The sequence below is a fragment of the Streptomyces sp. NPDC033165 genome (assembly GCF_055577965.1).
Genome location: NZ_JBVIPK010000009.1, coordinates 25,085 through 48,206 on the forward strand (window position 1 = coordinate 25,085; position 23,122 = coordinate 48,206).

Annotated in this window: 18 protein-coding genes and 1 pseudogene; 4 read left to right on the forward strand and 15 right to left on the reverse strand. The window is 72.3% G+C overall.

Annotated features, from left to right (window positions below; translation table 11 throughout):
* Position 1: 1 nt before the first annotated feature.
* The 5 genes from ACZ5WC_RS21600 to rimP all read right to left on the reverse strand — a co-directional run bounded on the left by ACZ5WC_RS21600 (position 2) and on the right by rimP (position 5,687).
* Complete coding sequence (locus ACZ5WC_RS21600; RefSeq protein ID WP_073771471.1) at positions 2 to 295, reverse strand: DUF503 domain-containing protein; 294 nt, start codon at positions 293 to 295, stop codon at positions 2 to 4.
* A 172-nt stretch (positions 296 to 467) separates the two neighbouring features.
* Positions 468 to 3,599, reverse strand: coding sequence for a translation initiation factor IF-2 (gene infB / locus ACZ5WC_RS21605; protein WP_311121780.1), 3,132 nt, complete (start codon positions 3,597 to 3,599; stop codon positions 468 to 470).
* Positions 3,600 to 3,748: 149 nt separating this feature from the next.
* Positions 3,749 to 4,027 (reverse strand): YlxR family protein, encoded by a 279-nt coding sequence (locus tag ACZ5WC_RS21610; protein WP_468542327.1) that lies wholly within the window; start codon positions 4,025 to 4,027, stop codon positions 3,749 to 3,751.
* A gap of 113 nt (positions 4,028 to 4,140) precedes the next feature.
* The gene (gene nusA, locus ACZ5WC_RS21615) at positions 4,141 to 5,181 is read right to left on the reverse strand and encodes a transcription termination factor NusA (RefSeq protein WP_468542328.1); all 1,041 of its coding nucleotides are present in this window, start codon (positions 5,179 to 5,181) and stop codon (positions 4,141 to 4,143) included.
* 2 nt (positions 5,182 to 5,183) lie between these two features.
* Positions 5,184 to 5,687 carry a ribosome maturation factor RimP gene (rimP, locus tag ACZ5WC_RS21620; protein WP_468542329.1) on the reverse strand — a complete coding sequence of 168 codons (504 nt, stop codon included), beginning with the start codon at positions 5,685 to 5,687 and terminating at the stop codon, positions 5,184 to 5,186.
* 176 nt (positions 5,688 to 5,863) lie between these two features.
* Here rimP and ACZ5WC_RS21625 point away from each other — a divergent pair, with 176 nt between their 5' ends.
* From ACZ5WC_RS21625 to ACZ5WC_RS21635, 3 genes are read left to right on the forward strand one after another with little or no spacing between them, the layout of a single operon-like run.
* Positions 5,864 to 6,400: a hypothetical protein gene (locus ACZ5WC_RS21625; protein ID WP_468542330.1), complete on the forward strand. Its 537-nt coding sequence runs from the start codon at positions 5,864 to 5,866 to the stop codon at positions 6,398 to 6,400.
* Positions 6,397 to 6,915, forward strand: a complete 519-nt coding sequence (locus tag ACZ5WC_RS21630; RefSeq protein ID WP_468542331.1) for a ferritin-like domain-containing protein — start codon at positions 6,397 to 6,399, stop codon at positions 6,913 to 6,915. Before ACZ5WC_RS21625 ends, ACZ5WC_RS21630 begins: the two co-directional genes overlap by 4 nt.
* A gap of 31 nt (positions 6,916 to 6,946) precedes the next feature.
* Entirely contained in the window at positions 6,947 to 7,870 is a 924-nt protein-coding gene (locus tag ACZ5WC_RS21635; protein WP_468542332.1) for an aminoglycoside phosphotransferase family protein, read from the forward strand.
* 60 nt (positions 7,871 to 7,930) lie between these two features.
* On the opposite strand, the gene ACZ5WC_RS21640 is transcribed toward ACZ5WC_RS21635, so the two are convergent.
* From ACZ5WC_RS21640 to ACZ5WC_RS21675, 8 genes are all read right to left on the reverse strand, one after another.
* The gene (locus ACZ5WC_RS21640) at positions 7,931 to 9,634 is read right to left on the reverse strand and encodes a proline--tRNA ligase (protein ID WP_468542333.1); all 1,704 of its coding nucleotides are present in this window, start codon (positions 9,632 to 9,634) and stop codon (positions 7,931 to 7,933) included.
* A gap of 75 nt (positions 9,635 to 9,709) precedes the next feature.
* Complete coding sequence (locus ACZ5WC_RS21645) at positions 9,710 to 10,270, reverse strand: GNAT family N-acetyltransferase (protein WP_468542334.1); 561 nt, start codon at positions 10,268 to 10,270, stop codon at positions 9,710 to 9,712.
* Between the two features lie 36 nt (positions 10,271 to 10,306).
* Positions 10,307 to 11,152 carry a GNAT family N-acetyltransferase gene (locus tag ACZ5WC_RS21650; RefSeq protein WP_468542335.1) on the reverse strand — a complete coding sequence of 282 codons (846 nt, stop codon included), beginning with the start codon at positions 11,150 to 11,152 and terminating at the stop codon, positions 10,307 to 10,309.
* A gap of 152 nt (positions 11,153 to 11,304) precedes the next feature.
* Positions 11,305 to 12,459, reverse strand: coding sequence for a flavodoxin-dependent (E)-4-hydroxy-3-methylbut-2-enyl-diphosphate synthase (ispG, locus tag ACZ5WC_RS21655; protein ID WP_096632872.1), 1,155 nt, complete (start codon positions 12,457 to 12,459; stop codon positions 11,305 to 11,307).
* 195 nt (positions 12,460 to 12,654) lie between these two features.
* Entirely contained in the window at positions 12,655 to 13,965 is a 1,311-nt protein-coding gene (locus ACZ5WC_RS21660) for a M50 family metallopeptidase (RefSeq protein WP_468542336.1), read from the reverse strand.
* Positions 13,962 to 15,215: a 1-deoxy-D-xylulose-5-phosphate reductoisomerase gene (gene dxr, locus ACZ5WC_RS21665; RefSeq protein WP_468542337.1), complete on the reverse strand. Its 1,254-nt coding sequence runs from the start codon at positions 15,213 to 15,215 to the stop codon at positions 13,962 to 13,964. The genes ACZ5WC_RS21660 and dxr overlap by 4 nt, the downstream gene beginning before the upstream one ends.
* A 71-nt stretch (positions 15,216 to 15,286) precedes the next feature.
* Positions 15,287 to 16,528 carry a 3-phosphoshikimate 1-carboxyvinyltransferase gene (aroA, locus tag ACZ5WC_RS21670; protein WP_468542338.1) on the reverse strand — a complete coding sequence of 414 codons (1,242 nt, stop codon included), beginning with the start codon at positions 16,526 to 16,528 and terminating at the stop codon, positions 15,287 to 15,289.
* Positions 16,529 to 16,632: 104 nt separating this feature from the next.
* Complete coding sequence (locus tag ACZ5WC_RS21675) at positions 16,633 to 18,579, reverse strand: acyl-CoA dehydrogenase family protein (protein ID WP_468542339.1); 1,947 nt, start codon at positions 18,577 to 18,579, stop codon at positions 16,633 to 16,635.
* 317 nt (positions 18,580 to 18,896) lie between these two features.
* Here ACZ5WC_RS21675 and ACZ5WC_RS21680 point away from each other — a divergent pair, with 317 nt between their 5' ends.
* Complete coding sequence (locus ACZ5WC_RS21680; RefSeq protein ID WP_468542340.1) at positions 18,897 to 19,412, forward strand: hypothetical protein; 516 nt, start codon at positions 18,897 to 18,899, stop codon at positions 19,410 to 19,412.
* A gap of 138 nt (positions 19,413 to 19,550) precedes the next feature.
* Here the strand turns inward: ACZ5WC_RS21680 and ACZ5WC_RS21685 are convergent, their stop codons facing one another.
* Together ACZ5WC_RS21685 and ACZ5WC_RS21690 are read right to left on the reverse strand one after the other, a co-directional pair.
* On the reverse strand, positions 19,551 to 20,996 hold the full coding sequence (locus ACZ5WC_RS21685) for an aldehyde dehydrogenase family protein (RefSeq protein WP_468542341.1): 1,446 nt from the start codon (positions 20,994 to 20,996) through the stop codon (positions 19,551 to 19,553).
* 503 nt (positions 20,997 to 21,499) lie between these two features.
* Positions 21,500 to 23,053, reverse strand: a pseudogene (locus tag ACZ5WC_RS21690) (PucR family transcriptional regulator); the annotation flags it as partial.
* Positions 23,054 to 23,122: the final 69 nt, after the last annotated feature.

The window sequence follows — 23,122 nt, forward strand, 5'->3', positions numbered from 1 at the left end:
GTCAGTCTTCGTCACTGTGCAGCCGCCGTCTCACCGACAGCAGCTCCACCTCGGGACGCGCGGCGACCAGCCGCTCGCACCGGTCCAGTACGTCCGTGAGGTGTCCGGTGTCCCCGGAGACCACGGCAAGGCCGATCTCGGCCCTGCGATGGAGATTCTGTCCGCCGGTCTCGGCCGCGCTCACCGCGTACTTGCGCTGGAGCTCGGCCACGATCGGGCGGACGACGGAACGCTTCTCCTTCAACGACCGTACGTCGCCGAGGAGCAGATCGAAGGACAGGGTCCCCACATACATGTGTGTCCGGATGTCCCGCCGGTTCGGGTTCGTGCCCCGCCAGAGCTTGCCGGGGACACTCAGAACCGTACCGGAACGGCCGGAGCCGATCGACGGAAATACGACCCGTCGACCGGCCCCGACCGTGGTGGAAGGGGCCCGGGGCGAGGCCCGGGACCCTTCCCTCTGCGGATCAGCCTCGCGGCTTCTCGCGCATCTCGTACGTCGCGATGACGTCGTCGATCTTGATGTCGTTGAAGTTTCCGAGGTTGATACCGCCCTCGAAGCCTTCGCGGATCTCGGTGACGTCGTCCTTGAAGCGGCGCAGACCGGAGATGTTGAGGTTCTCCGCGATGACCTTGCCATCACGCAGCAGGCGCGCCTTGGTGTTGCGCTTGACCTCGCCGGAGCGAACCAGCACACCGGCGATGTTGCCCAGCTTGGACGAGCGGAAGATCTCGCGGATCTCCGCCGTACCGAGCTCGACCTCTTCGTACTCCGGCTTGAGCAGGCCCTTGAGGGCCGCTTCGATCTCTTCGATCGCCTGGTAGATGACCGAGTAGTACCGGACGTCCACGCCCTCGCGCTCGGCCATCTGCTCGGCACGCCCTGCGGCGCGCACGTTGAAGCCGATCACGATGGCGTCGGAGCCGGTCGCCAGGTTGATGTCCGACTCGGTGACCGCACCCACACCGCGGTGCAGGATCCGGATGTCGACCTCTTCGCCGACGTCGAGCTGGAGCAGCGAGGACTCAAGAGCCTCCACCGAACCGGACGCGTCGCCCTTGATGATGAGGTTGAGCTCCTGGACCAGACCGGCCTTGAGCGCCTCGTCCAGGTTCTCCAGGGAGAACCGGACACCCTTGCGGGCGAAGTTGGCGTTGCGCTCACGGGCGGCACGCTTCTCGGCGATCTGACGGGCCGTACGGTCCTCGTCGACCACCAGAAGGTTGTCGCCGGCGCCCGGGACGTTGGTGAGACCGAGGACGAGGACGGGGGTCGAGGGACCCGCTTCCTGGACGTTCTGACCATTGTCGTCGAGCATCGCCCGGACCCGGCCGTACGCGTCGCCCACGACCACCGTGTCACCGATGCGCAGCGTTCCGCGCTGGACCAGGACGGTCGAGACGGCACCGCGGCCGCGGTCGAGGTGGGACTCGATCGCGATGCCCTGCGCGTCCTGCTCCGGGTTGGCCCGCAGGTCGAGCGAGGCGTCGGCGGTGAGGACGACGGCCTCCAGGAGGGACTCGATGTTGAGGCCCTGCTTGGCGGAGATGTCGACGAACATGGTGTCGCCGCCGTACTCCTCGGCCACCAGACCGAACTCGGTGAGCTGACCGCGCACCTTGGTCGGGTCCGCGCCCTCGACGTCGATCTTGTTGACCGCGACCACGATCGGCACCTCGGCCGCCTTGGCGTGGTTCAGCGCCTCGATCGTCTGGGGCATCACACCGTCGTTGGCCGCCACCACGAGGATCGCGATGTCGGTCGACTTCGCACCACGGGCACGCATGGCGGTGAACGCCTCGTGACCCGGGGTGTCGATGAAGGTGATCTTGCGGTCCTCGCCGTTGACCTCGGAGGAGACCTGGTAGGCACCGATGTGCTGGGTGATGCCACCGGCCTCGCCCGCGACCACGTTGGTCTTGCGGATCGCGTCCAGGAGTCGGGTCTTACCGTGGTCGACGTGACCCATGACGGTCACGACCGGCGGACGGGAGACCAGGGCCTCTTCGCCGCCCTCGTCCTCGCCGAACTCGATGTCGAAGGACTCGAGCAGCTCGCGGTCCTCCTCCTCGGGGCTGACGATCTCCAGGACGTAGTTCATCTCCTCGGCGAGAAGCCGGAGCGTCTCGTCGGAAACGGACTGCGTGGCGGTGACCATCTCGCCGAGGTTCATCATCACGGCGACGAGCGACGCCGGGTTGGCGTTGATCTTCTCCGCGAAGTCGGTGAGGGAGGCACCGCGCGACAGCCGGACGGCCTGTCCGTTGCCGCGGGGCAGCATGACGCCGCCGACGGACGGGGCCTGCATGGCCTCGTACTCCTGGCGCCTCTGCCGCTTCGACTTACGGCCACGACGCGCCGGACCGCCGGGACGGCCGAACGCACCCTGCGTGCCACCGCGGCCACCGGGACCACCGGGACGACCGCCGAAGCCGGGACGGCCGCCGAAGCCGCCGCCACCGCCGGGACGACCGGCACCGCCGCCGCCACCGGGACCGGCCGGACGACCGGCGAAGCCGCCGCCACCGCCGCCACCGGGACGACCGGCGAAGCCGCCGCCGCCACCGCCGGGACGACCGCCGCCGCCACCGGGACGACCGCCGCCGCCGGGACCACGGCCACCGCCGGGGCCGCCGCCGGGACGCGGGCCCGCAGCGGGACGCTGCGGCATCATGCCGGGGTTCGGGCGGTTACCGGCGGGACCGCCGCCGGGACGCGGAGCCTGCGGACGGGGCATGCCGCCCGGAGTGGGACGGGCACCGCCCTGTCCCTGACCACCCTGCGGACGCGGGGCGCCGCCGGGGCCGCTGCCCTGGGGGCGCGGGGCGCCGGGGCGCTCCTGGCCGCCGCCGGGGCGCGGGGCACCGCCGGGACGGGGCGCGCCGGGGCGCGCCATGCCGGTGGAGCCGCCGGAGGTGAAGGGGTTGTTGCCCGGACGGGGACCGGCCGGACGGGCGCCGCCGGGGCGCGGGGCGCCCTGGCCCGCGGGACGTGCGGGGCGGTCGCCGCCACGCTCGCCGCCACGGCCGCCGTCACGCTGACCGCCGTCGCGGGCTCCGCCGTCGCGCTGACCGCCGGCCGGGGCCGGACGGGCCGGGCGCGGACCCGGGGTGGCACCCGCGGGACGCGGGGCCTGGGGCTGCTGGGGGGCGGCCGGCTGAGCCGGAGCCGGAGCCGAGAACTCGGCGGCCGGGACCGGGGTCACCGGGGCCGGCTTGGCCGGCGCGGGCTTCGGGCCCGGACGGGGGCCCGCCGACGGCGCGGAAGGCGCTGCCGGGGTGCTGCTCGGGGTCTCGGCCGCGGCCGGCTTGGGAGCCGGTGCGCCGGGCTTCGGGGCAGCGGGACGTGCCGCAGCGGCCGGGGAGGGCGCTGCGGGCTTCGCGGGCGTCGCCTTACGGGGCGCGCCAGGCTTGGCAGCGGACTTGCCGGCGTTGCCGCCGGGCCCCTGCAGTGCGTCGGTCAACTTACGTACAACCGGCGCCTCGATCGTCGAGGACGCCGAACGGACGAATTCACCGAGTTCTTGGAGCTTGGCCATGACGACCTTGCTCTCGACGCCGAACTCCTTGGCGAGTTCGTATACCCGGACCTTAGCCACTTCGCTCCTTTTAGGTCCGGGTTACCGCCGGACCGTCGCTACTTCATGGGCGTACTCATCGCGTACTCATCGAGTGCTCATCGCAATCTCGACCTACTTCCAACTCGCGAGGTACCTGACCGCACGGGGTCCCGTGCCGTTCACTTTTCTTACGGTGTCACCCGCTCGACGAACCGCGTGAGTGCCGCGGTGTCGAACGGCCCCTTGGCCTTGAAGGCCCGGGGGAATGCCCGGCGGCGAACCGCCAGGTCGAGACAGACAGAGGTGGGGTGCACATAAGCACCCCGGCCGGGCAGCGTACCGCGTGGATCAGGGACGCAGGCGCCCTCGTCCACCACGATGCGCAGCAGCTCGCTCTTGGCCGCTCGCTCCCGGCATCCCACACAGGTTCGCTCGGGGCAAGCGCGGGCTTGCGTCCGGCCAGACACGTTTAAGTCTACCTCCCCGTACCGACCTCACCCCTTTGGGGCAAAAATCGAACGGATGTTGTCGTGATCTCAGCGCCGTACGGCCCAGATCTATTCCCTGGACCCGCTCCGGGTCAACGCCTTTCCGAGCGCTCCCGGGCCCGCTCGGCCCGCTCGCGGTCGGCGGTCTCGCGCTCGGCGTCGGTCTCGGTGTCGGGCCGGATGTCGATGCGCCAGCCGGTGAGGCGGGCGGCGAGGCGGGCGTTCTGGCCCTCCTTGCCGATGGCCAGCGACAGCTGGTAGTCCGGCACGGTGACCCGGGCGGAGCGGGCGCCGAGGTCGACGACCTCGACCTCGCTCACCCGGGCGGGCGACAGTGCGTTGGCGACCATCTCGGCCGGGTCGTCCGACCAGTCCACGATGTCGATCTTCTCACCGTGCAGCTCGGCCATGACGTTGCGCACCCGGCTGCCCATCGGGCCGATGCAGGCGCCCTTGGGGTTCAGGCCGGCCCGGGTGGAACGCACGGCGATCTTGGTCCGGTGACCGGCCTCGCGCGCGATGGCCTCGATGACCACCGAGCCGTCGGCGATCTCGGGGACCTCCAGCGCGAAGAGCTTCTTCACCAGGTTGGGGTGGGTGCGCGAGAGCGTCACCGACGGACCGCGCACGCCCTTGGCGACCCGTACGACATACGTACGCAGGCGCAGGCCGTGGGTGTACTCCTCGCCCGGGACCTGCTCCTGCACCGGAAGGATGGCTTCCAGCTTGCCGATGTCGACCAGGACGTTCTTGGGGTCCTTGCCCTGCTGGACGACGCCGGTGACGACGTCGCCCTCGTGGCCCGCGTACTCCCCGAAGGTCCGGTCGTCCTCCGCGTCGCGCAGCCGCTGGAGGATGACCTGCTTGGCGGTGGTCGCCGCGATCCGGCCGAAACCGGAGGGGGTGTCGTCGAACTCCTTGGGCTCCTGGCCCTCTTCGAGGTCGGCCGGGTCCTCCTTGGCCCACACCGTCACATGGCCGCGCTCGTCGATCTCCACGCGCGCCCGGCGGTGGCTGCCGTCGGTGCGGTGGTACGCGATGAGGAGGGCCGACTCGATCGCCCCGACGAGCACGTCGAAGGGGATCTCCTTGTCCTGCGCCAAGCCCTTCAGAAGCTTCACATCGATGTCCACGGCTACGCCTCCTCTTCCTTCTTGTCCTTGCGGTTGAATTCGATCTCCACGCGCGCCTTGGCGATCTCGTCGAAGGCGAGGCGGCGGGACGTGGGCTTGCGGCCCTTGACTCCGGGCACTTCGAGGTCGAGCCCGTCCTCGTCCACGGCGAGGATGCGGGCGACCAGTTCGCCGGAGCCGTCGGAGGCCAGCTGGAACCGGGCCAGCCGGCCGGTGGCGCGTACGTAGTGGCGGTGCTCGGTCAGCGGGCGGTCCGCGCCGGGGGAGCTGACTTCGAGGACGTACTCGCCCTCGCCCATCACGTCGGTCTCGTCCAGCTTCTGGGAGATCGCGCGGCTCAGCTCCGCGCAGGCGTCCAGCTCCACGCCCTCCTCGGAGTCCACGATGATCCGGAGCACTCCGCGGCGGCCCGCCCGGGACACCTCGATCTCTTCGAGGTCCAGCTGCTGCGCGCTGACGAGCGGTTCCAGCAGCCCGCGCAGCCTCTCGCTCTGGGTGGTGCTCATCCGGGTGACTCCTCGGCCGCGTGTGCTGTTGTGGGGATCGTCGTGCGTCAGGTCAAAGGGTATCCGGTCGCCAGGGGTGTTGCCGTCCGCCTGCCCCGTCGGCGCGGGTACGCTCGCCTGCGGTGATCACATCAGGACAGATCCTGTCAGGACCGGTCCAGGCTCGAAGGAGAAACGTGCAGCGCACGGGGACGACGCGCAGGGGGGCGCTCACCGCCACGGGAGCTCTCGCCCTGGGTGCGGTGCTGACCGGCTGCGGGGGCGACGGTGAGGCGGCGGACGGCAGGAGGCCCGCGCGCTCCGGCGCCCGGGCCGACGCGGTCCGGGCCGAGCGGGCCCTGCGCGAGAAGGCGGTGCGCGACGGCGCGCGCCTGATCGCCCACTACGACCTGGTGGCCGAGGCCCATCCGGCGACCGCGGCGGGCCTGGCGCCCCTGCGGGCGGCCGTACGGGAGCACGGGAAGGCGCTGGCGCCGCCGCGCGCGGAAGGTGCACCGGACGAGGCCGCTCCGCCCGCCCCCGGCCCGGTGTCCACCGACCCCGGGGATGCCGTGAAGGAGCTGGCCGCCGCCGAGCGCCGCAGGGCAGACGCGCACACCGAGGCCCTGCTGACCGCGGAGCCGGAGCTGGCCCGGCTGCTGGCCTCGGTGGCGGCGGCCGCCGCGGCACACGCGTATCTGCTGACCGAGCTGGGCAAGGAGACCGCCGCATGAGCACCCGTACCGCCCGGCCGTCGAAGGACGACTCCCCCTCCCCCGAGCTGACCGCCGCCCAGGCGGCCCTGGCCGCCGAGCACGCCGCCGTCTACGGCTACAGCACGCTGGGCGGCCGCCTCGACGGGAAACGGCGCTCGGAGGCGGACGCGGCGTACGACGGGCACCGCGCGCGCCGGGACGCGCTGTCCCGCACCGTGCGGGACCTGGGCGGTACGCCGGTGGCGGCCGAGGCCGCGTACGCTCTGCCGTTCGCGGTCGCGGACGCCCCGGCGGCGGAGCGGCTCGCCGCGGAGCTGGAGGACCGGGTCGCGGGCGTCTACGCCGATCTCGTACGGGCTTGCGAGGGCCCGCTGCGCAAGGAGGCCGCGGGCGCGCTGCGCGAGGCCGCGGTGCGGTCGGCCCGCTGGCGGGGCGGCAACGTAGCCTTTCCGGGGCTCGCCGAGCGGGCCGCCGGTGCGGATCCGGCCGCGACGGGCCCCGTGGAGGCCGCGGGCGCGGACGGAACGCGCTGATCCGAAGGACCGGAAAGGGAACACACGACGTATGGGTTTTGAACCGCCGCAGCGCCTGGTGCGCGCGCTCGGCGAGATGTACGGGGACGAGGCGACGGCCGACTGGCTGGACCGGCTCCCCGCACTGGCCGAACGGGTGCTGGACACCGCCGGAGAAGACCTCACCGTCGAACGGGTGGCCGCCCCGGGCGGGCGCAGCTCCCTGGTGGTCCTGGTGCACCGCGCCGACGGGACCCCGGCCGCGCTGAAGCTGGCCCCGCCGGTCACCGGGCCGGAGCTGGAACGGGCGGCGCTGGAGCACTGGGGCGGCTGGGGTGCGGTGCGGCTGCTGGACACCCCGGCCGGAGCGCTCGACGCGCACGGCGCGCTGCTGCTGGAGCGGCTGCACCACGAGGTGTCGCTGCGTTCGCTGCCGGAGGCGAAGGCCCAGCTGGAGGCGGCGGGCACGCTGCGGCGGCTGTGGGTGGAGCCCCCGGCAGGGCATCGCTTCGAGAGCGTGGCCGAGCGGACCGGGCGTCAGAGCGCCGGGATGCGGGCGGCCGCCGAGGCCGATCCGGAGCTGGCCGCGCTGGTCGGTGCGGCGCTCGCGGCGCGGGCCGAGCTGGTCGGGGCCTCCCCCGAACTCCTGCTGCTGCACGGCAACTTCCGGCAGAGCAAAGTCCTGGCCGGGGAGCGTGCGCCGTGGCTGACGGTGGGTCCGGAGCCGTTGGTGGGCGAGCGCGCCTATGACCTGGCGCGGCTGGTACGGGACCGGGTGGAGGATCTGATCGCCTCCCCCGGCGGCCCGGCGACGGCGCGGCGGCGGGTCAAGAAGCTGGCGGAGTCGCTGGAGGTGGAGCAGGCCCGGCTGCACGGCTGGACGCTGTTCCGGGCGGTGGAGTCGGGGACCCGGGCGCTGGCCGAGGGGCGGCGGCAGATCGGCGAACTGACCCTGGAGTTCGCGGGCTGGCTGTAGCCCCTCCCCGTACGGCGAAGGCCCCCGCGCGCGGTGCGCGGGGGCCTTCTTCGTGTGTGCTCAGCCGAGGTCGGCGGTGAGGCGGGCGATCGCCTCGTCCACCGTCAGCTCCTCGCGCTCGCCGGTGCGGCGGTCCTTGAGCTCAAGGACGCCGTCGGCCGAGCGGCGGCCCGCGACGAGGATCTTGGGCACGCCGATGAGCTCGGAGTCGGTGAACTTCACGCCGGGCGAGACACCGGGGCGGTCGTCGACCAGGACGCGCAGGCCCGCCGCGTTGAGCTTCTCCGAGACCTCCAGGGCCAGTTCCGTCTGGAGGGCCTTGCCCGCGGCGACGACGTGGACGTCGGCCGGGGCGATCTCGCGGGGCCAGCACAGGCCCTTGTCGTCGGCGGTCTGCTCGGTGAGGGCGGCCACGGCGCGGGAGACGCCGATGCCGTACGAGCCCATCGTGACGCGGACGGGCTTGCCCTGCTGGCCGAGCACGTCGAGCTGGAAGGTGTCGGCGTACTTGCGGCCCAGCTGGAAGATGTGGCCGATCTCGATGGCGCGGTCCAGGGTGAGGCCGGTGCCGCAGGCGGGGCAGGGGTCGCCCTCCTCGACCACGACGACGTCCAGATACTCGTCGACCTCGAAGTCGCGGCCCGCGACGACGTTCCTGGCGTGCTTGCCCTCCTTGTTGGCGCCGGTGATCCAGGCGGTGCCGGGGGCGACGCGGGGGTCGGCGAGGTAGCGGACCTTCTCCAGGCCCTGGGGGCCGACGTAGCCGCGTACGAGGTCGTCGCGGCCGACGAAGTCCTCGGCGGTGACCAGCTCGACGACGGCGGGCGCCAGGTGCTCGCCGAGCTTGCCGAGGTCGACCTCGCGGTGGCCGGGGACGCCGACGGCGACGATCTCGCCGTCCACCTTGACCAGGAGGTTCTTCAGGGTGGCCGAGGCGGGGACGCCCAGGTGATCGGCGAGGGTCTCGATGGTCGGGGTGTCGGGGGTGTCCAGCTCCTCGACCGCGCCGTGCGCCGAGCCGTCGACCGGGGCGAGCGCGAAGGTCACGGCCTCGGTGTTGGCGGCGTAGTCGCAGTTCGGGCAGTCGGCGAAGGTGTCCTCACCGGCGGCCGCGGGGGCGAGGAACTCCTCGGAGGCGGAGCCGCCCATGGCGCCGGAGACGGCCGAGACGATGCGGTGGTCCAGACCCAGGCGCTCGAAGATCTTGATGTACGCGGCCCGGTGCAGGGCGTAGGAGTGCGCCAGGCCCTCGTCGGTGGTGTCGAAGCTGTACGAGTCCTTCATCTGGAACTCGCGGCCGCGGAGCACGCCGGAGCGGGGGCGGGCCTCGTCGCGGTACTTCGTCTGGATCTGGTAGAGCATCACCGGCAGGTCCTTGTAGGACGTGCACTGGTCCTTGACCGTCTGCGTGAAGATCTCCTCGTGGGTCGGGCCGAGGAGGTAATCGCCGCCCTTGCGGTCCTTGAGGCGGAAGAGGAGGTCGCCGTACTCCTCCCAGCGGCCCGACGCCTCGTAGGGCTCCTTGGGCAGCAGGGCGGGCAGCAGGACTTCCTGGGCGCCGATGGCGTCCATCTCCTCGCGGACCACGTTCGAGATGTTGTCCAGGACCTTCTTGCCGAGCGGCAGCCAGGTCCAGATGCCGGCCGCGTTGCGGCGCACGTACCCGGCGCGGACCAGCAGCTTGTGGCTGAGCGTCTCGGCGTCCGCCGGGTCGTCGCGCAGTGTCTTGATCATCAATCGGGACATGCGCTGGACCTGGGCCATGGTGAACTCCTGCTCGCAAGGGTGGTGAGCCCGAGGTTAACCGGGCGGTGCGGGCAGGCGGAAATCCATAACGCCCTACCGCAACAGCGGCAGGGGGGCGCCCATGACCGCGTACGGCTGCGGGGCGCTCGGGAAGACCACCTGGCGGGCCAGGTCGCGGTAGCCGAGGGCGCGGTACAGGGCGCGGGCCGGGCTGTCCTTGTCGATGGCGGAGAGGATCGACCGGGGGTGGTCGACGGCGTCGGTGATCATGGTGATCAGCGTGCGGCCGATGCCGCGCTGCTGATGGCCGGGGTGGACGTGCAGCTCGGTGATGACGAAGGAGTCGTCGAGCCAGCCGTCGGAGCCGGTGGCCCGCAGATAGGGCTCGACGACGGTGGACCACCACTGGGCGCGGTCGTTGGGCAGCCCGTAGACGAAGCCGACGAGCCGTCCCTCGGCGGTGAGGGCGCCGAGGGCGCGGGCGTGGGGGTGCTCCAGGTGCCTGAGGACGATGTGTCGGCGTACGTCGATCTCGTCCTGGGTGAGCCCGAAGGCGGCTGCCTGGACGAGCAGGGCTTCGTCGACACGGGCGGCCAGGTCGACGGGGCCGATCTCGACGTCGGGTGCTGCGGAGCCTTCTCCGGGGACTGCCATGCGGGAACCCTACTGGCCCAGGGGATTTCCGGCGGATCAGAACAGGACGCTCATGAACGCGCCGGTCTCACGGAAGCCGACGCGGCGGTAGGCCCTGCGGGCGGGGGTGTTGTAGTCGTTCACGTACAGGCTGACGACGGGGGCGACGTCGGCCAGTGCGTAGCGCAGGACGGCGGCCATGCCGGTCTCGGAGAGGCCCTTGCCCCGGTGTTCCGGGGCGACCCAGACGCCCTGGATCTGGCAGGCCTGGGGGGTGGCGGCGCCGATCTCCGCCTTGAAGACGACCTTGCCGTCGTCGATGCGGGCGAAGGAGCGTCCGGCGCCGATGAGTTCGGCGACGCGGGCCTGGTAGAGGAGTCCGCCGTCCCCGGCGAGCGGCGAGATGCCGACCTCCTCGGTGAACATGGCGACACAGGCCGGCATGAGGACCTCCGTCTCGTCCTTGCGGATGCGGCGGACGAGCGGGTCGGGGGTGATGTCGGCGGAGGGGCTTTCGGCGACCATGAGGGGCTGGTTGGCGCGGACCTCGCGGGCGGGGCCCCAGCTCGGTTCGAGGTGCCGCCACAGCAGGGCGGTGGGTTCGGCGGGTCCGACGATGGAGGAGCAGCGGCGTCCGGCCCGGCGGGCCCGGTCGGCGAAGGCCCGGACGGCCTCGGGTCCGGCGCAGATGGGGACGAGGTTGGCGCCGGAGTAGCACAGGGAGCGGAGCCTGCCGTCGGCGTACCAGCCCCACATCTCCCCGCCGAGGCGCCAGGGGTCGAGCCCCGCGACCTGCACGCGGGACGTCACGAAGGCGTTGGCCACGGGCTCGCTCTCCAGGATGGCGAGCGCTGCGCCGAGGTCGCTGGGTTCGAGGACCCGGGTGGTGGTCTGCGTCAACACGAGGGGGCCTCACCATGCGGTCTGCTGATTTCCGCACTGTACCCAACAAGCCCCTTGAACGCCGCCCGGGTCCGCGAGAGGGCCTCTCACCACACCGCCGCCCCGCCGGTCGCGGGGCCCGGCGGGGCGGTGAGGAGGGGGGAAAGCCGAGGTCAGCTGATGGAGACCTCGGGTTCGCCGGACGGGATGCCGTCCTTCTCCATCTGCTCGGCGATCTTCATGGCCTCTTCGATCAGGGTCTCGACGATCTTCGACTCGGGGACGGTCTTGATGACCTCGCCCTTGACGAAGATCTGGCCCTTGCCGTTGCCGGAGGCGACGCCGAGGTCGGCCTCGCGGGCCTCGCCGGGGCCGTTGACGACGCAGCCCATCACGGCGACGCGGAGCGGGACCTCCATGCCGTCGAGCCCGGCGCTGACCTGGTCGGCGAGCTTGTAGACGTCGACCTGGGCGCGGCCGCAGGAGGGGCAGGAGACGATCTCCAGGCGGCGCTGCTTCAGGTTCAGCGCCTCCAGGATCTGGAGTCCTACCTTGACCTCCTCGGCCGGCGGGGCCGAGAGGGAGACGCGGATGGTGTCGCCGATGCCTTCGGAGAGCAGCGCGCCGAACGCGACGGCCGACTTGATGGTGCCCTGGAACGCCGGCCCGGCCTCGGTGACGCCGAGGTGCAGGGGGTAGTCGCTCTGGGCGGCGAGCTGGCGGTAGGCGTTGACCATCACGACGGGGTCGTTGTGCTTGACCGAGATCTTGATGTCGCCGAAGCCGTGCTCCTCGAAGAGGGACGCCTCCCAGAGGGCCGACTCGACGAGGGCCTCGGGGGTGGCCTTGCCGTACTTCTTCAGGAGCCGCGCGTCCAGGGAGCCGGCGTTGACGCCGATCCGGATCGGCGTGCGGGTCTCGCCCGCCGCCTTCGCGATCTCCTTGACCTTGTCGTCGAACTGCTTGATGTTGCCCGGGTTCACCCGGACCGCCGCGCAGCCCGCGTCGATGGCCGCGAAGACGTACTTCGGCTGGAAGTGGATGTCCGCGATCACCGGGATCTGGGACTTCTTGGCGATCGTGGCGAGGGCGTCGGCGTCGTCCTGCGTGGGGCAGGCCACGCGCACGATCTGGCAGCCGGACGCCGTCAGCTCGGCGATCTGCTGGAGCGTGGCCCCGATGTCCGAGGTGCGCGTCGTCGTCATCGACTGCACCGAGACGGGCGCGTCACCGCCGACCGCGACCGAGCCGACCTGGATCTGTCGGCTGACCCTTCGGTCGGCGAGCTTGGTCGGAACGGCCGGCATTCCGAGAGAAATCGCAGTCATGCGCTGTGCATCCCCAAGGTGTGGATCAAGGTCCCGATTTCGGCGGGCTCCAGCCTTCGAGGTTACGGCACCGGAGCCCGGGCACACGCACCATGTCGACATGTCCACCCCTTCGTGAGCGGCCGGACACACCATGTGTGCCCGGCCGTCACCTGTGGGGCGAATGGGACGATCAGCTGTTTTCCACCGGCGCGGTCAGCTGATCCTGACCGGGTTCACGATGTCGGCCACCAGGACCAGCAGCGTGAAGCAGATGAAGAGTCCGGCGACCACGTAGGCGACCGGCATCAGCTTGGCCACGTCGAACGGACCCGGGTCCGGACGCCGGAAGACCCTGGCCACGTTGCGCCGCAACGACTCCCACAGGGCGCCCGCGATATGCCCGCCGTCCAGCGGGAGCAGCGGCAACATGTTGAACAGGAACAGCGACAGGTTGAAGCCCGCCAGCAGGAACAGCATCATCGCGACCTGGTTCTGGGCCGGGATGTCGAGGTTCATCACCTCGCCGCCGATCCGGGCCGCGCCCACCACGCCGACCGGTGAGTCGTCGGCGCGCTGGCCGTCGCTGAACGCGGCGTCCCACAGGGCCGGGATCTTGGAGGGCAGGGCGATGATCGCGTCCACGCCGTTCTCGATCATGTCGCCCATACGGACGACGGAGTCGCCGAAGGAGAGCGGCACGATCTCGGTCTGGGCGGCGAAGCCCAGATAGCCCGCCTTGATGTACTGGTCGGGGATGACCTCGCCGTCGGCGTCCTTCTTCGCGACGGCGTTCTCGCGCAGGACGGCGTTGAGGGTGACCTCCTGGCCGCCGCGCTCGACGGTGATCGTGGCGGGGCCGATGGTCCCGCGGATGCGGTCCGAGAGCGTCGTCCAGTCGTCGACCCGCTGCCCGTCGAAGGCGACGATCTTGTCGCCCTCCTTCAGGCCCGCGGCCTTGGCCGGGGAGACCGGGTCGCTGTCCTTGCAGGTGTCGCGCTTGTCGCTCTGCGAGATGACGCACTGCTGGACGCCCGCGACCTCGGTGGTCTGGGTCTGGAAGCCGAAGGTCATCGCGACGCCCATGAAGATCGCGACCGCGAGGACCAGGTTCATGAACGGCCCGGCGAACATCACGATGACGCGCTTCCACGGCTTGCGCGTGTAGAAGAGCCGCTTCTCGTCGCCGGGTTCGAGCTCCTCGTACGCGGCGGAGCGGGCGTCCTCGATCATGCCGCGCCACGGTGAGGTGGAGCGGGCCTCAAGGCGGCCGTCGGCGCCGGGCGGGAACATCCCGATCATGCGGATGTAGCCGCCCGCCGGGATGGCCTTGATGCCGTACTCGGTGTCGCCCTTCTTCTTCGACCAGAGGGTCGGGCCGAATCCGACCATGTACTGCGGGACCCGGATGCCGAACATCTTGGCCGTGGAGAGGTGGCCCAGCTCGTGCCAGGCGATGGAGAAGAGCAGGCCCACGACGAAGACGGCGATCCCCAGGACCGTCAGCAGGATCGAGGTCAGACTCATGCGCGCGCCTCCGCTGTCGCTTTCGCCGAGAGTTCCCGGGCCCGTGCGCGGGCCCAGGTTTCCGCTTCGAGGACGTCCGCGACGCTGAGCGAGGTTCCCGGGGCGGGGGTGCCGTGTTCGGACACCACAGCGGTGACCGTATCCATGATTCCGTTGAAGGGCAGCTGTCCGGCGAGGAACGCGTCCACGCACTCCTCGTTCGCCGCATTGAAAACGGCGGGCGCGGTGCCGCCGAGCCCGCCGACGTGCCGGGCGAGACCGACGGACGGGAAGGCCTCGGTGTCCAGCGGGAAGAACTCCCAGCTGGAGGCCTTCGTCCAGTCGAAGGCGGGGGCGGCGTCCGGGATGCGCTCGGGCCAGCCGAGGCCGATGGCGATGGGTCCGCGCATGTCGGGCGGGGTGGCCTGGGCGAGGGTGGAGCCGTCGCTGAACTCGACCATGGAGTGGACGTAGGACTGCGGGTGGACCACGACCTCGATCCGGTCGAAGGGGATGTCGTAGAGGAGGTGCGCCTCGATGACCTCAAGACCCTTGTTGACCAGGGTCGCGGAGTTGATCGTGATGACCGGGCCCATCGCCCAGGTGGGGTGGGCGAGGGCCTGCTCCCGGGTGACGTCGGCCAGCTCCTCGCGCGTACGGCCCCGGAAGGGTCCGCCGGAGGCCGTGACGACGAGCCTGCGGACGTCGGCGCGGGTGCCCGCGGCCAGCGCCTGGAAGAGGGCAGCGTGCTCGGAGTCGACCGGGATGATCTGGCCGGGGGCGGCGAGCGCCTTCACCAGCGGGCCGCCGACGATCAGCGACTCCTTGTTGGCGAGGGCGAGCGTGCGGCCCGCCTTCAGGGCGGCCAGGGTCGGGGCGAGCCCGATGGAGCCGGTGATGCCGTTGAGCACGGTGTGGCAGGCGCTCGCGGCGAGGGTGGTGGCCGCGTCGCGTCCGGCCAGGATCTCGGGCAGCGGCTCGCCGGCCCCGTACTGTTCCCGCAGCGCCTCGCGCAGGGCGGGGACCGCGTCCTCGGCGGCGACCGCGACCGTGTCCACCCGCAGCAGGCGGGCCTGCTCGGCCAGCAGGGCGACCCGGCCGCCTGCGGCCGAGAGCGCGGTGACCCGGAAGCGGTCGGGGTTGCGCAGGACCAGGTCGATGGCCTGAGTGCCGATGGACCCGGTGGAGCCGAGGATCACGAGATCCCGGCGGCCGTCCGCGGCATCGAAGACGAGATGCGGATCGGCGAGGGGTGCGGGGCTGTCGCTCATGCCCCCCATTGTTGCCGCTCCCGCTGTGTGCGCGGACAGCGCGTCCCGGTGGGGCGCGCGGCCGGCGCCTTTCAGCGCCCTTCGAGGGCGTGCGCGAAGTCCGCGAACACCTCGTGGAAGCGCGGGAAGGTCTTGCGTACGCACCCGGGGTCGTCGTACGTCAGACCGGGGGTGCGCAGTCCGGCGACGGCGAAGGACATGGCGATGCGGTGGTCGCCGTGGGTCGCGATCCCGGTGGGCTTCGGCGTACCGGGGTGGATCTCGATCCAGTCGGGGCCGGTGTGCACGGTGATGCCCATGCGGCGCAGGTTCTCGGCGCACGCCTCCAGCCGGTCGCACTCCTTGACCCGGGTGTTGGCGACGTCCTCGATCCGTACGGGCCCGTCCGCGTGGGGCGCGATGGCGGCGAGGGTGGGCATGGTGTCGGAGATGTCGCGCATGTTGACGGTGAGCCCGCGCAGCCGGCCGGTGGAGCGGACGGTGGTGGCGTCGGCGCCGACCGCCACTTCGGCGCCCATGGCGCGCAGGACGTCGACGAAACGCAGGTCGCCCTGGAGCGCGTCGGCGCCGAGGCCGGGGACGGTGACCTCGCGGCCGGTGAGGGCGGCCGCGGCGAAGAAGTAGCTCGCGGTGGAGGCGTCGGGCTCGACGGCGTAGGAGGTGGCCCGGTAGCCGCCGGGCCGGACGGTGAAGGTGTCGCCCTCGCGCAGCACGTCCACACCGAAGCTCCGCATCATCGCGAGGGTGATCTCGACGTACGGGGCGGAGACCAGCTCGGTCACCTTGATCCGCAGCCCCTTCGCGGTGAGCGGTCCGAGCATCAGCAGGGCGGTGAGGTACTGGGACGACTCACCCGCGTCCAGGGTGAGTTCGCCGCCCGTGATGCCGGTGGCCCGGACGGTCAGCGGGTGGTGCCCCTCGGCTCCCTCGTGGCGCAGGTCGACACCGAGGCCGGTGAGGGCCCGGGTGAGCGGGGCGAGCGGGCGGCGGCGCATCTGGGCGGAGGCGTCGAAGCGGTACGTGCCGGAGGCGGCGGCCGCGACGAGGGTGGGCAGGAAGCGTGCGGTGGTCGCGCCGTCACGGCAGTAGACGTCGGCCTCGGGGGCGGCGGGCCCGGCCGGGCGGCCTTCGATGTGCCAGCGGTCGGCCTCCTGGGTGACCGGGTACCCGAGGCTGCGGAGGCCTTCGGCGAACCCCTCGGTGTCGTCCGAGTGCAACGGGCGCAGGAGGGTGGTGGTGCCGTCGGCCGCGGCGGCCAGGAAGAGGGCGCGGGCGGTGACGGACTTGGAGCCGGGGAGGTCGATGAGGGTCACGGCGCCCATCCTGCCGGGCGGCGGGCGGGGCGAGGGGGTGCGTCCGGTGTGTGGACGGGGTGGACGCACCCCGGTCGGCCCAGGGTCTGTCTGTCGGACAGGCCTCAGCGCACCGGGCGGTGCTGGTTCTCCTGGACGGAGGGGCCGGGGGTGGCGTCCGCGATCCAGGGGCCGTCGCCGCTGGGGTCGATGACGCCCTCCTCCAGCCAGGTGTACATACCGGACAGGACACCGTCGACCACGCGCCGGTCGAGGTCGTCGGTGTTGGACCACAGGCGGGTGAACAGCTCCTCCACCCGGATGCGGGCCTGCCGGCAGAAGGCGTCCGCGAGCTGGTAGGCCTCCCGGCCGTGCTCGCCCGCACCGCGCAGATGCTCGGCGCGGACGCAGGCGGCGCTCATGGCGAAGAGTTCGGCGCCGATGTCGACGATCCGGCCGAGGAAGCCCTGCTTGGTCTCCATCCGGCCCTGCCAGCGGGACATGGCGTAGAAGGTGGAGCGGGCAAGCTTGCGGGAGGAGCGCTCGACGTACCGGAGGTGGCCGGAGAGGTCGCGGTGCCCGGCGGGGTGGAACTCGGCGTACGTGCGCGGGAGCTGGCCCGGTCCGGCGACCAGCTTGGGCAGCCAGCGGGCGTAGAACCCGGCGGCGTTCGCGCCCGCCCTCGCCTTGGCGGAGAGCGGCTTGTCGGGGTCGATGATGTCGCCCGCGACCTTGAGGTGGGCGTCGACGGCCTCGCGGGCGATCAGCAGATGCATGATCTCGGTGGAGCCCTCGAAGATCCGGTTGATGCGCATGTCCCGGAGCATCTGCTCGGCCGGGACGGCCCGCTCCCCACGGGCGGCCAGCGACTGGGCGGTCTCGAAGCCGCGGCCGCCGCGGATCTGGACCAGTTCGTCGGCGATCAGCCAGCCCATCTCGGAGCCGTACAGCTTGGCGAGGGCGGCCTCGATACGGATGTCGTTGCGGTCCTCGTCGGCCATCTGCGAGGAGAGGTCGAGGACGGCCTCCAGGGCGAAGGTGGTGGCCGCGATGAACGAGATCTTCTTGCCGACCGCCTCGTGCCGGGCGACGGGCCGGCCCCACTGCTCCCGTACGGCGGACCATTCGCGGGCGATCTTCAGCGACCACTTGCCCACGCCGACGCACATCGCGGGCAGCGAGAGGCGGCCGGTGTTGAGGGTGGTGAGGGCGATCTTCAGCCCGGCGCCCTCGGGCCCGATCCGGTGCGCGCCGGGCACTCGCACCTGGTGGAAGCGGGTGACGCCGTTCTCGATGCCGCGCAGCCCCATGAAGGCGTTGCGGTGCTCCACGGTGACGCCGGGGGCGTCCGCCTCGACGACGAAGGCGGTGATGCCTCCGGGGTGGCCCTCGGACGCGGGGACCCGGGCCATGACGACGAGCAGGTCGGCGACGACGCCGTTGGTGGTCCACAGCTTCACGCCGTCGAGGAGGTAGTCGGGCCCGTCGGGCACGGCGGAGGTGGCGAGGCGGGCGGGGTCGGAGCCGACGTCGGGCTCGGTGAGGAGGAAGGCGGAGATGTCGGTGGTGGCCAGCCGGGGCAGGAAGACGTCCTTCTGCTCCTGGGTGCCGAAGATCTTCAGCGGCTGCGGTACGCCGATCGACTGATGCGCGGAGAGCAGAGCGCCGATCGCGGGGCTGGCGGAGCCGACGAGAGCGAGCGCCTTGTTGTAGTACACCTGGGTGAGGCCGAGGCCGCCGTACTTGGTCTCGATCTTCATCCCGAGGGCGCCGAGCCGCTTGAGTCCGTCGATCACCTCGTCCGGGATCTTCGCATCACGCTCGATCCGGGCACTGTCGACCTTCGTCTCGCAGAACGCCCGCAGCCGCGCCAGGAACTCCTCGCCGCGCCGGATGTCGTCGGGCGGCGGCAGGGGGTGCGGGTGGATCAGGTCGAGCCTGAGCCGCCCCAGGAACAGCTCCTTGGCGAAGCTGGGCTTGCGCCAGTCCTGCTCACGGGCGGCCTCGGCGACCCGCCGCGCTTCGCGTTCGGTGACCTTGGGGACCTGGGGTGTGTTGTGTGGTGCGGACATGAGGGACCTCACCTCGCCGCTCGTCGCTGCTGCTACTGGGCTGCTACTGGGGTGCTTCTGGTCCGTATGTAACCCGTGTACCCGCGGATCGGCACCCGCACCAGCCCCCGCGCACGAGGCGGGACGCCGGCTTCCTTCAGCCGAGCGGGCCTGGCGCCGGGAGCGCCGGGGCGAAGCCCGGGGACTGCAAGGGCACCCCGCTGTCGATCGTGCCGGACCAGCCGATGAACAGCACTCCTGGCCAGGTGCATGTCAGAAGTGACAGACTCCTGCGCATCCACGGAGGGCACGACGTCCGATACCTGGGGGGTATGGGCATGAACTGGTACAGACGTGTGGGAGTTGCTCTGACCGCATCGCTGCTGGGCGGGCTGCTGGCCTCGGGCACGGCCACCGCCGCGACACCGAAGGACGTGTGCGGCTGGACGAGCACGCCCGCGGGGTGGGTCGAGGTGAAGTACTGGGACAGTTCCCGGTGCGGCTCGACCGGCGGAGGCATGTACAACACGAAGCGGATCACGGACACCAGCGGCGTGGCCGCCGGCGGAACGGTGTCGGCGTGCACCTACAGCCCGGTCCCGCCCGGGTTCCACATCACCAGGTACTCGTCGGTCTCCGACTGCAACCGGAGCCGCGGCACCAGCGATTACCACAACCGGGTCGGCCTGGTGAATCTCACCGGTCTCCCGAAGGGCACCACCAAGACCATCTGCGGCCTGTTCGAGGTGCCCGCCGGGTGGACCGTGCACAGCCGGTCCAAGTCCGTCGACTGCCAGCAGTACAAGTACGGATATCCCTCCAACGACAACACCATGACCATCCGCAAGTCCTGACCCGGTCCGTGCGGGGCGCTGCCGCGGTGGCCGCACCCCGCACACCGTGGCGACCACGGCGGTCCGCAGGGGTGCGGTCGGCGGGTCCCGCCCGCGCTCGCTGTCCGGGCGGGGCGCGGGCGGGACCGTCCGGGGGTGTTACAGGGCGAGGCCGGTGAGGACCAGGACGCGCTCGTAGGTGTAGTCGTCCATGGCGTAGCGCACGCCCTCCCGGCCGACGCCGGACTGCTTGGCGCCGCCGTACGGCATCTGGTCGGCGCGGTACGACGGGACGTCGCCGATGATCACGCCGCCGACCTCCAGGGCGCGGTGGGCGCGGAAGGCGGTCTGGAGGTCGTGGGTGAAGACCCCGGCCTGGAGGCCGTACTTGGAGGAGTTGACGGCGGCGAACGCCTCCGCCTCGCCGTCGGCCTTCTGGAGGGACATGACCGGCCCGAAGACCTCTTCGCAGGAGAGCGTCACGTCGTCGGGGAGACCGGCGAGCACGGTCGGGGCGTAGGTGGCCCCGTCGCGCTTGCCGCCGGTGAGCAGTTCGGCGCCGCCCTGGACGGCCTCGTCGACCCAGGACTCGACGCGCTTGGCCGCGTCCTCGCTGACGAGCGGGCCGACGTCGGTGGTGGCGTCGGCCGGGTCGCCGGTGACCAGGGCCTCGACAGCGGCGACGATCTTCGGGACGAGCCGGTCGTAGACCGAGGCGTCGGCGATGACGCGCTGCACCGAGATGCAGGACTGGCCGCCCTGGTAGTTGGAGAAGGTGGCGATCCGGGTCGCGGCCCAGTCGAGGTCCTCGTCGGAGGCGTAGTCGCCGAGGACGACCGCCGCGCCGTTGCCGCCGAGCTCCAGGGTGCAGTGCTTGCGGGGCACCGACTCCATGATCGCGTAGCCGACGGGGCCGGAGCCGGTGAAGGAGATGACCGGCAGCCGCTCGTCCTGGACCAGGGCGGGCATCTTGTCGTTCGGGACCGTCAGGACGGACCAGGAACCGGCCGGGAGGTCCGTCTCGGCCAGCAGCTCACCCAGGATCAGGGCGGAGATCGGGGTGGCCGGGGCGGGCTTGAGGATGATCGGGGCGCCGACGGCGATGGCCGGGGCGACCTTGTGGGCGCTGAGGTTCAGCGGGAAGTTGAAGGGCGCGATGCCGAGGACGGCCCCGCGCGGGAAGCGCCGGACCAGCCCTAGCCGGCCGGTGCCGCCGAGGTCGGTGTCCAGCCGCTGGGCCTCGCCTCCGTTGAACCGGCGGGCCTCCTCGGCCGCGAACCGGAACACGGACACGGCCCGGCCGACCTCACCGCGGGCCCACTTGATCGGCTTGCCGTTCTCCGCCGAGATCAGCTGGGCGATCTCCTCGGTGCGCTCCGTCAGCCGCCGTACGACGTGGTCGAGGGCCGCGGCCCGTACATGCGCCGGGGTCGCGGCGAACTCGTCGCGCACGGCGTGCGCGGCGGCGACGGCCTCCTCGACCTGGGCGTCGGTCGGCACGCTGACGGTGCCGACGAGGCGTCCGTCGTACGGGTTGGTGACGTCGAAGCTGTCCGCACCGGTGGCCTGGCGGCCGGCCAGCCAGAACGCGTGGGTGGAAGTCATGGAGGTTCCGGCCCTTCGGAGGTCGTGACGGGGGTGGCGGGCGCCCGGAAGGCTCACCGCCGTGGTCCCACGGTAGGGCGGCAGGGGGCTCAGGGCGTTTGTCCGGCGTGGAGCGGAGCGGGTGTCGGGTGCTCCGAATTGGCGGAGCGGGTGTCGGGTGGGGCGGGCGATGGGTGGTTGGGCGGGGAGGCCGGTGTGTCGGTGGGGCGGGGAAGCCCGTGAGGGGTGGGGAGGCCGGCGCGTGGTGGGGCGGGGCGTGCGTGGCGAGGCGTGCGGGGGGGGCGTGTGGGGTGGGTCGGTCGGTCGGGCCGTTCCGCTCATTCCCCGGCGGGCTCGGCGGGCTCGGGCGGCCCGGGAACCCCGGCGGTCTCAGCGGCCCCGGCGGCCTCAGCAGTCTCAGCGGTCGTGGTTACCGTCGCCGTTGGACCCGTCGCTGCCGTCGCTGCCGTCGTTGCCGCTGCTCCGGTCGCTGGGGCCGCTCCCTCCGCTCCCGTCACCGCCGTCGCCGCCGTCGCCTTGAGTGCGAGCCACAGCTCCATACGGACGTCCGGGTCGTCCAACGAGCGGCCCAGGATCTCCTCCACGCGGCGCATCCGGTAGCGCAGGGTGTGCCGGTGCACGCCCAGGTCGGCGGCGGCGGCGTCCCACTGGCCGTGCCGGGAGAGCCAGGCGCGCAGGGAGGCCACGAGGTCGCCGCGGCCCTTGGCGTCGTGCTCGTGGAGCGCGCGGAGCATGCCGTCGGCGAAGGCCCGTACCGCGTCGTCGGCGAGCAGGGGGAGCACCGAACCGGCCGCCAGCTCCTCGTGCTCGACCAGCGCCCTGCCCCGGCGGCGGGCGACGGACAGGGCCTGCTCGGCCTGCTTGTACGCGGCGGAGACGGCGACCGGGCCGGCGGGGGCGGAGAGGCCGACCACGACCTCGCTGTCCTCGGCGCCTCCTTCGCGCGGCGCACGTTCGTCCTGGGCCTCGGCGTAGGACGCGCAGGCGGCGACGGCGGCCCCGCCGTCCGCGGCGAGCACGACCACGCGCTCGCCCTCGGGGACCAGGAGCAGCGCCTCGCCGGAGCGGGCGGCGGCGGCCTCCATCGTCTCGGTGAGCAGGTCGGGTCCGGCCGGCGCGGGGGCCTCGGCGATGAGCAGCCGGAAGGGCGCGTCCAGCAGGCCGCCGTAGAGGTCTCCGGCGACCGCCCGCGCATGGTCGGGCTGCCCGGCGAGCAGCATCCGCAGGACCGCGGCGCCCAGGCGCTGTTCGGCGCCCTGGAGGGAGCGGGAGCGGGCGGTGGTGAGGGTGAGCAGGGCGACCGCGGAGTGCACGGCGTACCGCTCGGCGGTACCCAGGGCCGCCCCCGTACCGACGGCCAGCGCGCCGCGGGCCCGGCGCCCGGTGCCGAGCGTCTGGAGCTCGACCCGGTCCTCGCTGTCGCCGACGACGACGCTGGCGGGGGCGGGCCGGTCGCGCAGCCGCTGGACGTCCGGGGTGAGCCGGGCGGCGCGGCGGGCGGCCCAGTCGGGGGCGACGGCCAGCACCGCGCCGGAGGTGTCGTACAGGGCGGCCCAGCCGTTGATATGGGCGGCGAGCCGGGCGAGCAGGTCGGCGGGGCCGTCCCCGGCGAGCGCGGCCTTCGTCAACTCGCGCTGGGCCTCGAACCCCGCGGTGACCGCCCGGTACTGGTCGGCGGCGATGGCGGCGGAGACGGCCTTGCTGATGGCGAGGAACGGGGTGCGGCGGGGGACTTCGAGGAGCGGAAGGCCCGCCTCCTCGGCGGCGTCGACGAGGGCCGCCGGGATGTCGTCGTAGTTGACCCCGACGGCGAACCCGACCCCGGCGACCCCGGCCCCGGCGAGCCGCCGCACGTACCGCCGCATGGACTCGGCATTCTCCGCGTCGAGGTTGGTGGCCGTGACGAGGAGCAGTTCGCCGCCGTCCATGTACGGCACGGGGTCGGCGAGCTCGCTGGCGTGGGCCCAGCGCACGGCGGTGTCGAGCCGGTCCGCGCCCGCCCGCACGGTGAGCTTGAGCGCCGAGTGCTGGACGAGCGAGGCGAGCGTGGGGGGCATGGGCCGGGAACCCTCGGGGTCGGGGACAAGGTCGGCGGACCGCCATCGCTGGCGGAGGCCGTCGATTTC

Bases quoted from the DNA above. Each gene is read 5' to 3' on its own strand.
- ACZ5WC_RS21675 (WP_468542339.1), bottom strand. From the start codon at position 18,579: ATGTCCGCACCACACAACACACCCCAGGTCCCCAAGGTCACCGAACGC.
- ACZ5WC_RS21630 (WP_468542331.1), top strand. From the start codon at position 6,397: ATGAGCACCCGTACCGCCCGGCCGTCGAAGGACGACTCCCCCTCCCCC.
- ACZ5WC_RS21600 (WP_073771471.1), bottom strand. From the start codon at position 295: ATGTATGTGGGGACCCTGTCCTTCGATCTGCTCCTCGGCGACGTACGG.
- ACZ5WC_RS21680 (WP_468542340.1), top strand. From the start codon at position 18,897: ATGAACTGGTACAGACGTGTGGGAGTTGCTCTGACCGCATCGCTGCTG.
- ACZ5WC_RS21645 (WP_468542334.1), bottom strand. From the start codon at position 10,270: ATGGCAGTCCCCGGAGAAGGCTCCGCAGCACCCGACGTCGAGATCGGC.
- ACZ5WC_RS21640 (WP_468542333.1), bottom strand. From the start codon at position 9,634: ATGGCCCAGGTCCAGCGCATGTCCCGATTGATGATCAAGACACTGCGC.
- ACZ5WC_RS21635 (WP_468542332.1), top strand. From the start codon at position 6,947: ATGGGTTTTGAACCGCCGCAGCGCCTGGTGCGCGCGCTCGGCGAGATG.
- rimP (WP_468542329.1), bottom strand. From the start codon at position 5,687: ATGAGCACCACCCAGAGCGAGAGGCTGCGCGGGCTGCTGGAACCGCTC.
- ACZ5WC_RS21660 (WP_468542336.1), bottom strand. From the start codon at position 13,965: ATGAGTCTGACCTCGATCCTGCTGACGGTCCTGGGGATCGCCGTCTTC.
- dxr (WP_468542337.1), bottom strand. From the start codon at position 15,215: ATGAGCGACAGCCCCGCACCCCTCGCCGATCCGCATCTCGTCTTCGAT.
- ispG (WP_096632872.1), bottom strand. From the start codon at position 12,459: ATGACTGCGATTTCTCTCGGAATGCCGGCCGTTCCGACCAAGCTCGCC.
- ACZ5WC_RS21685 (WP_468542341.1), bottom strand. From the start codon at position 20,996: ATGACTTCCACCCACGCGTTCTGGCTGGCCGGCCGCCAGGCCACCGGT.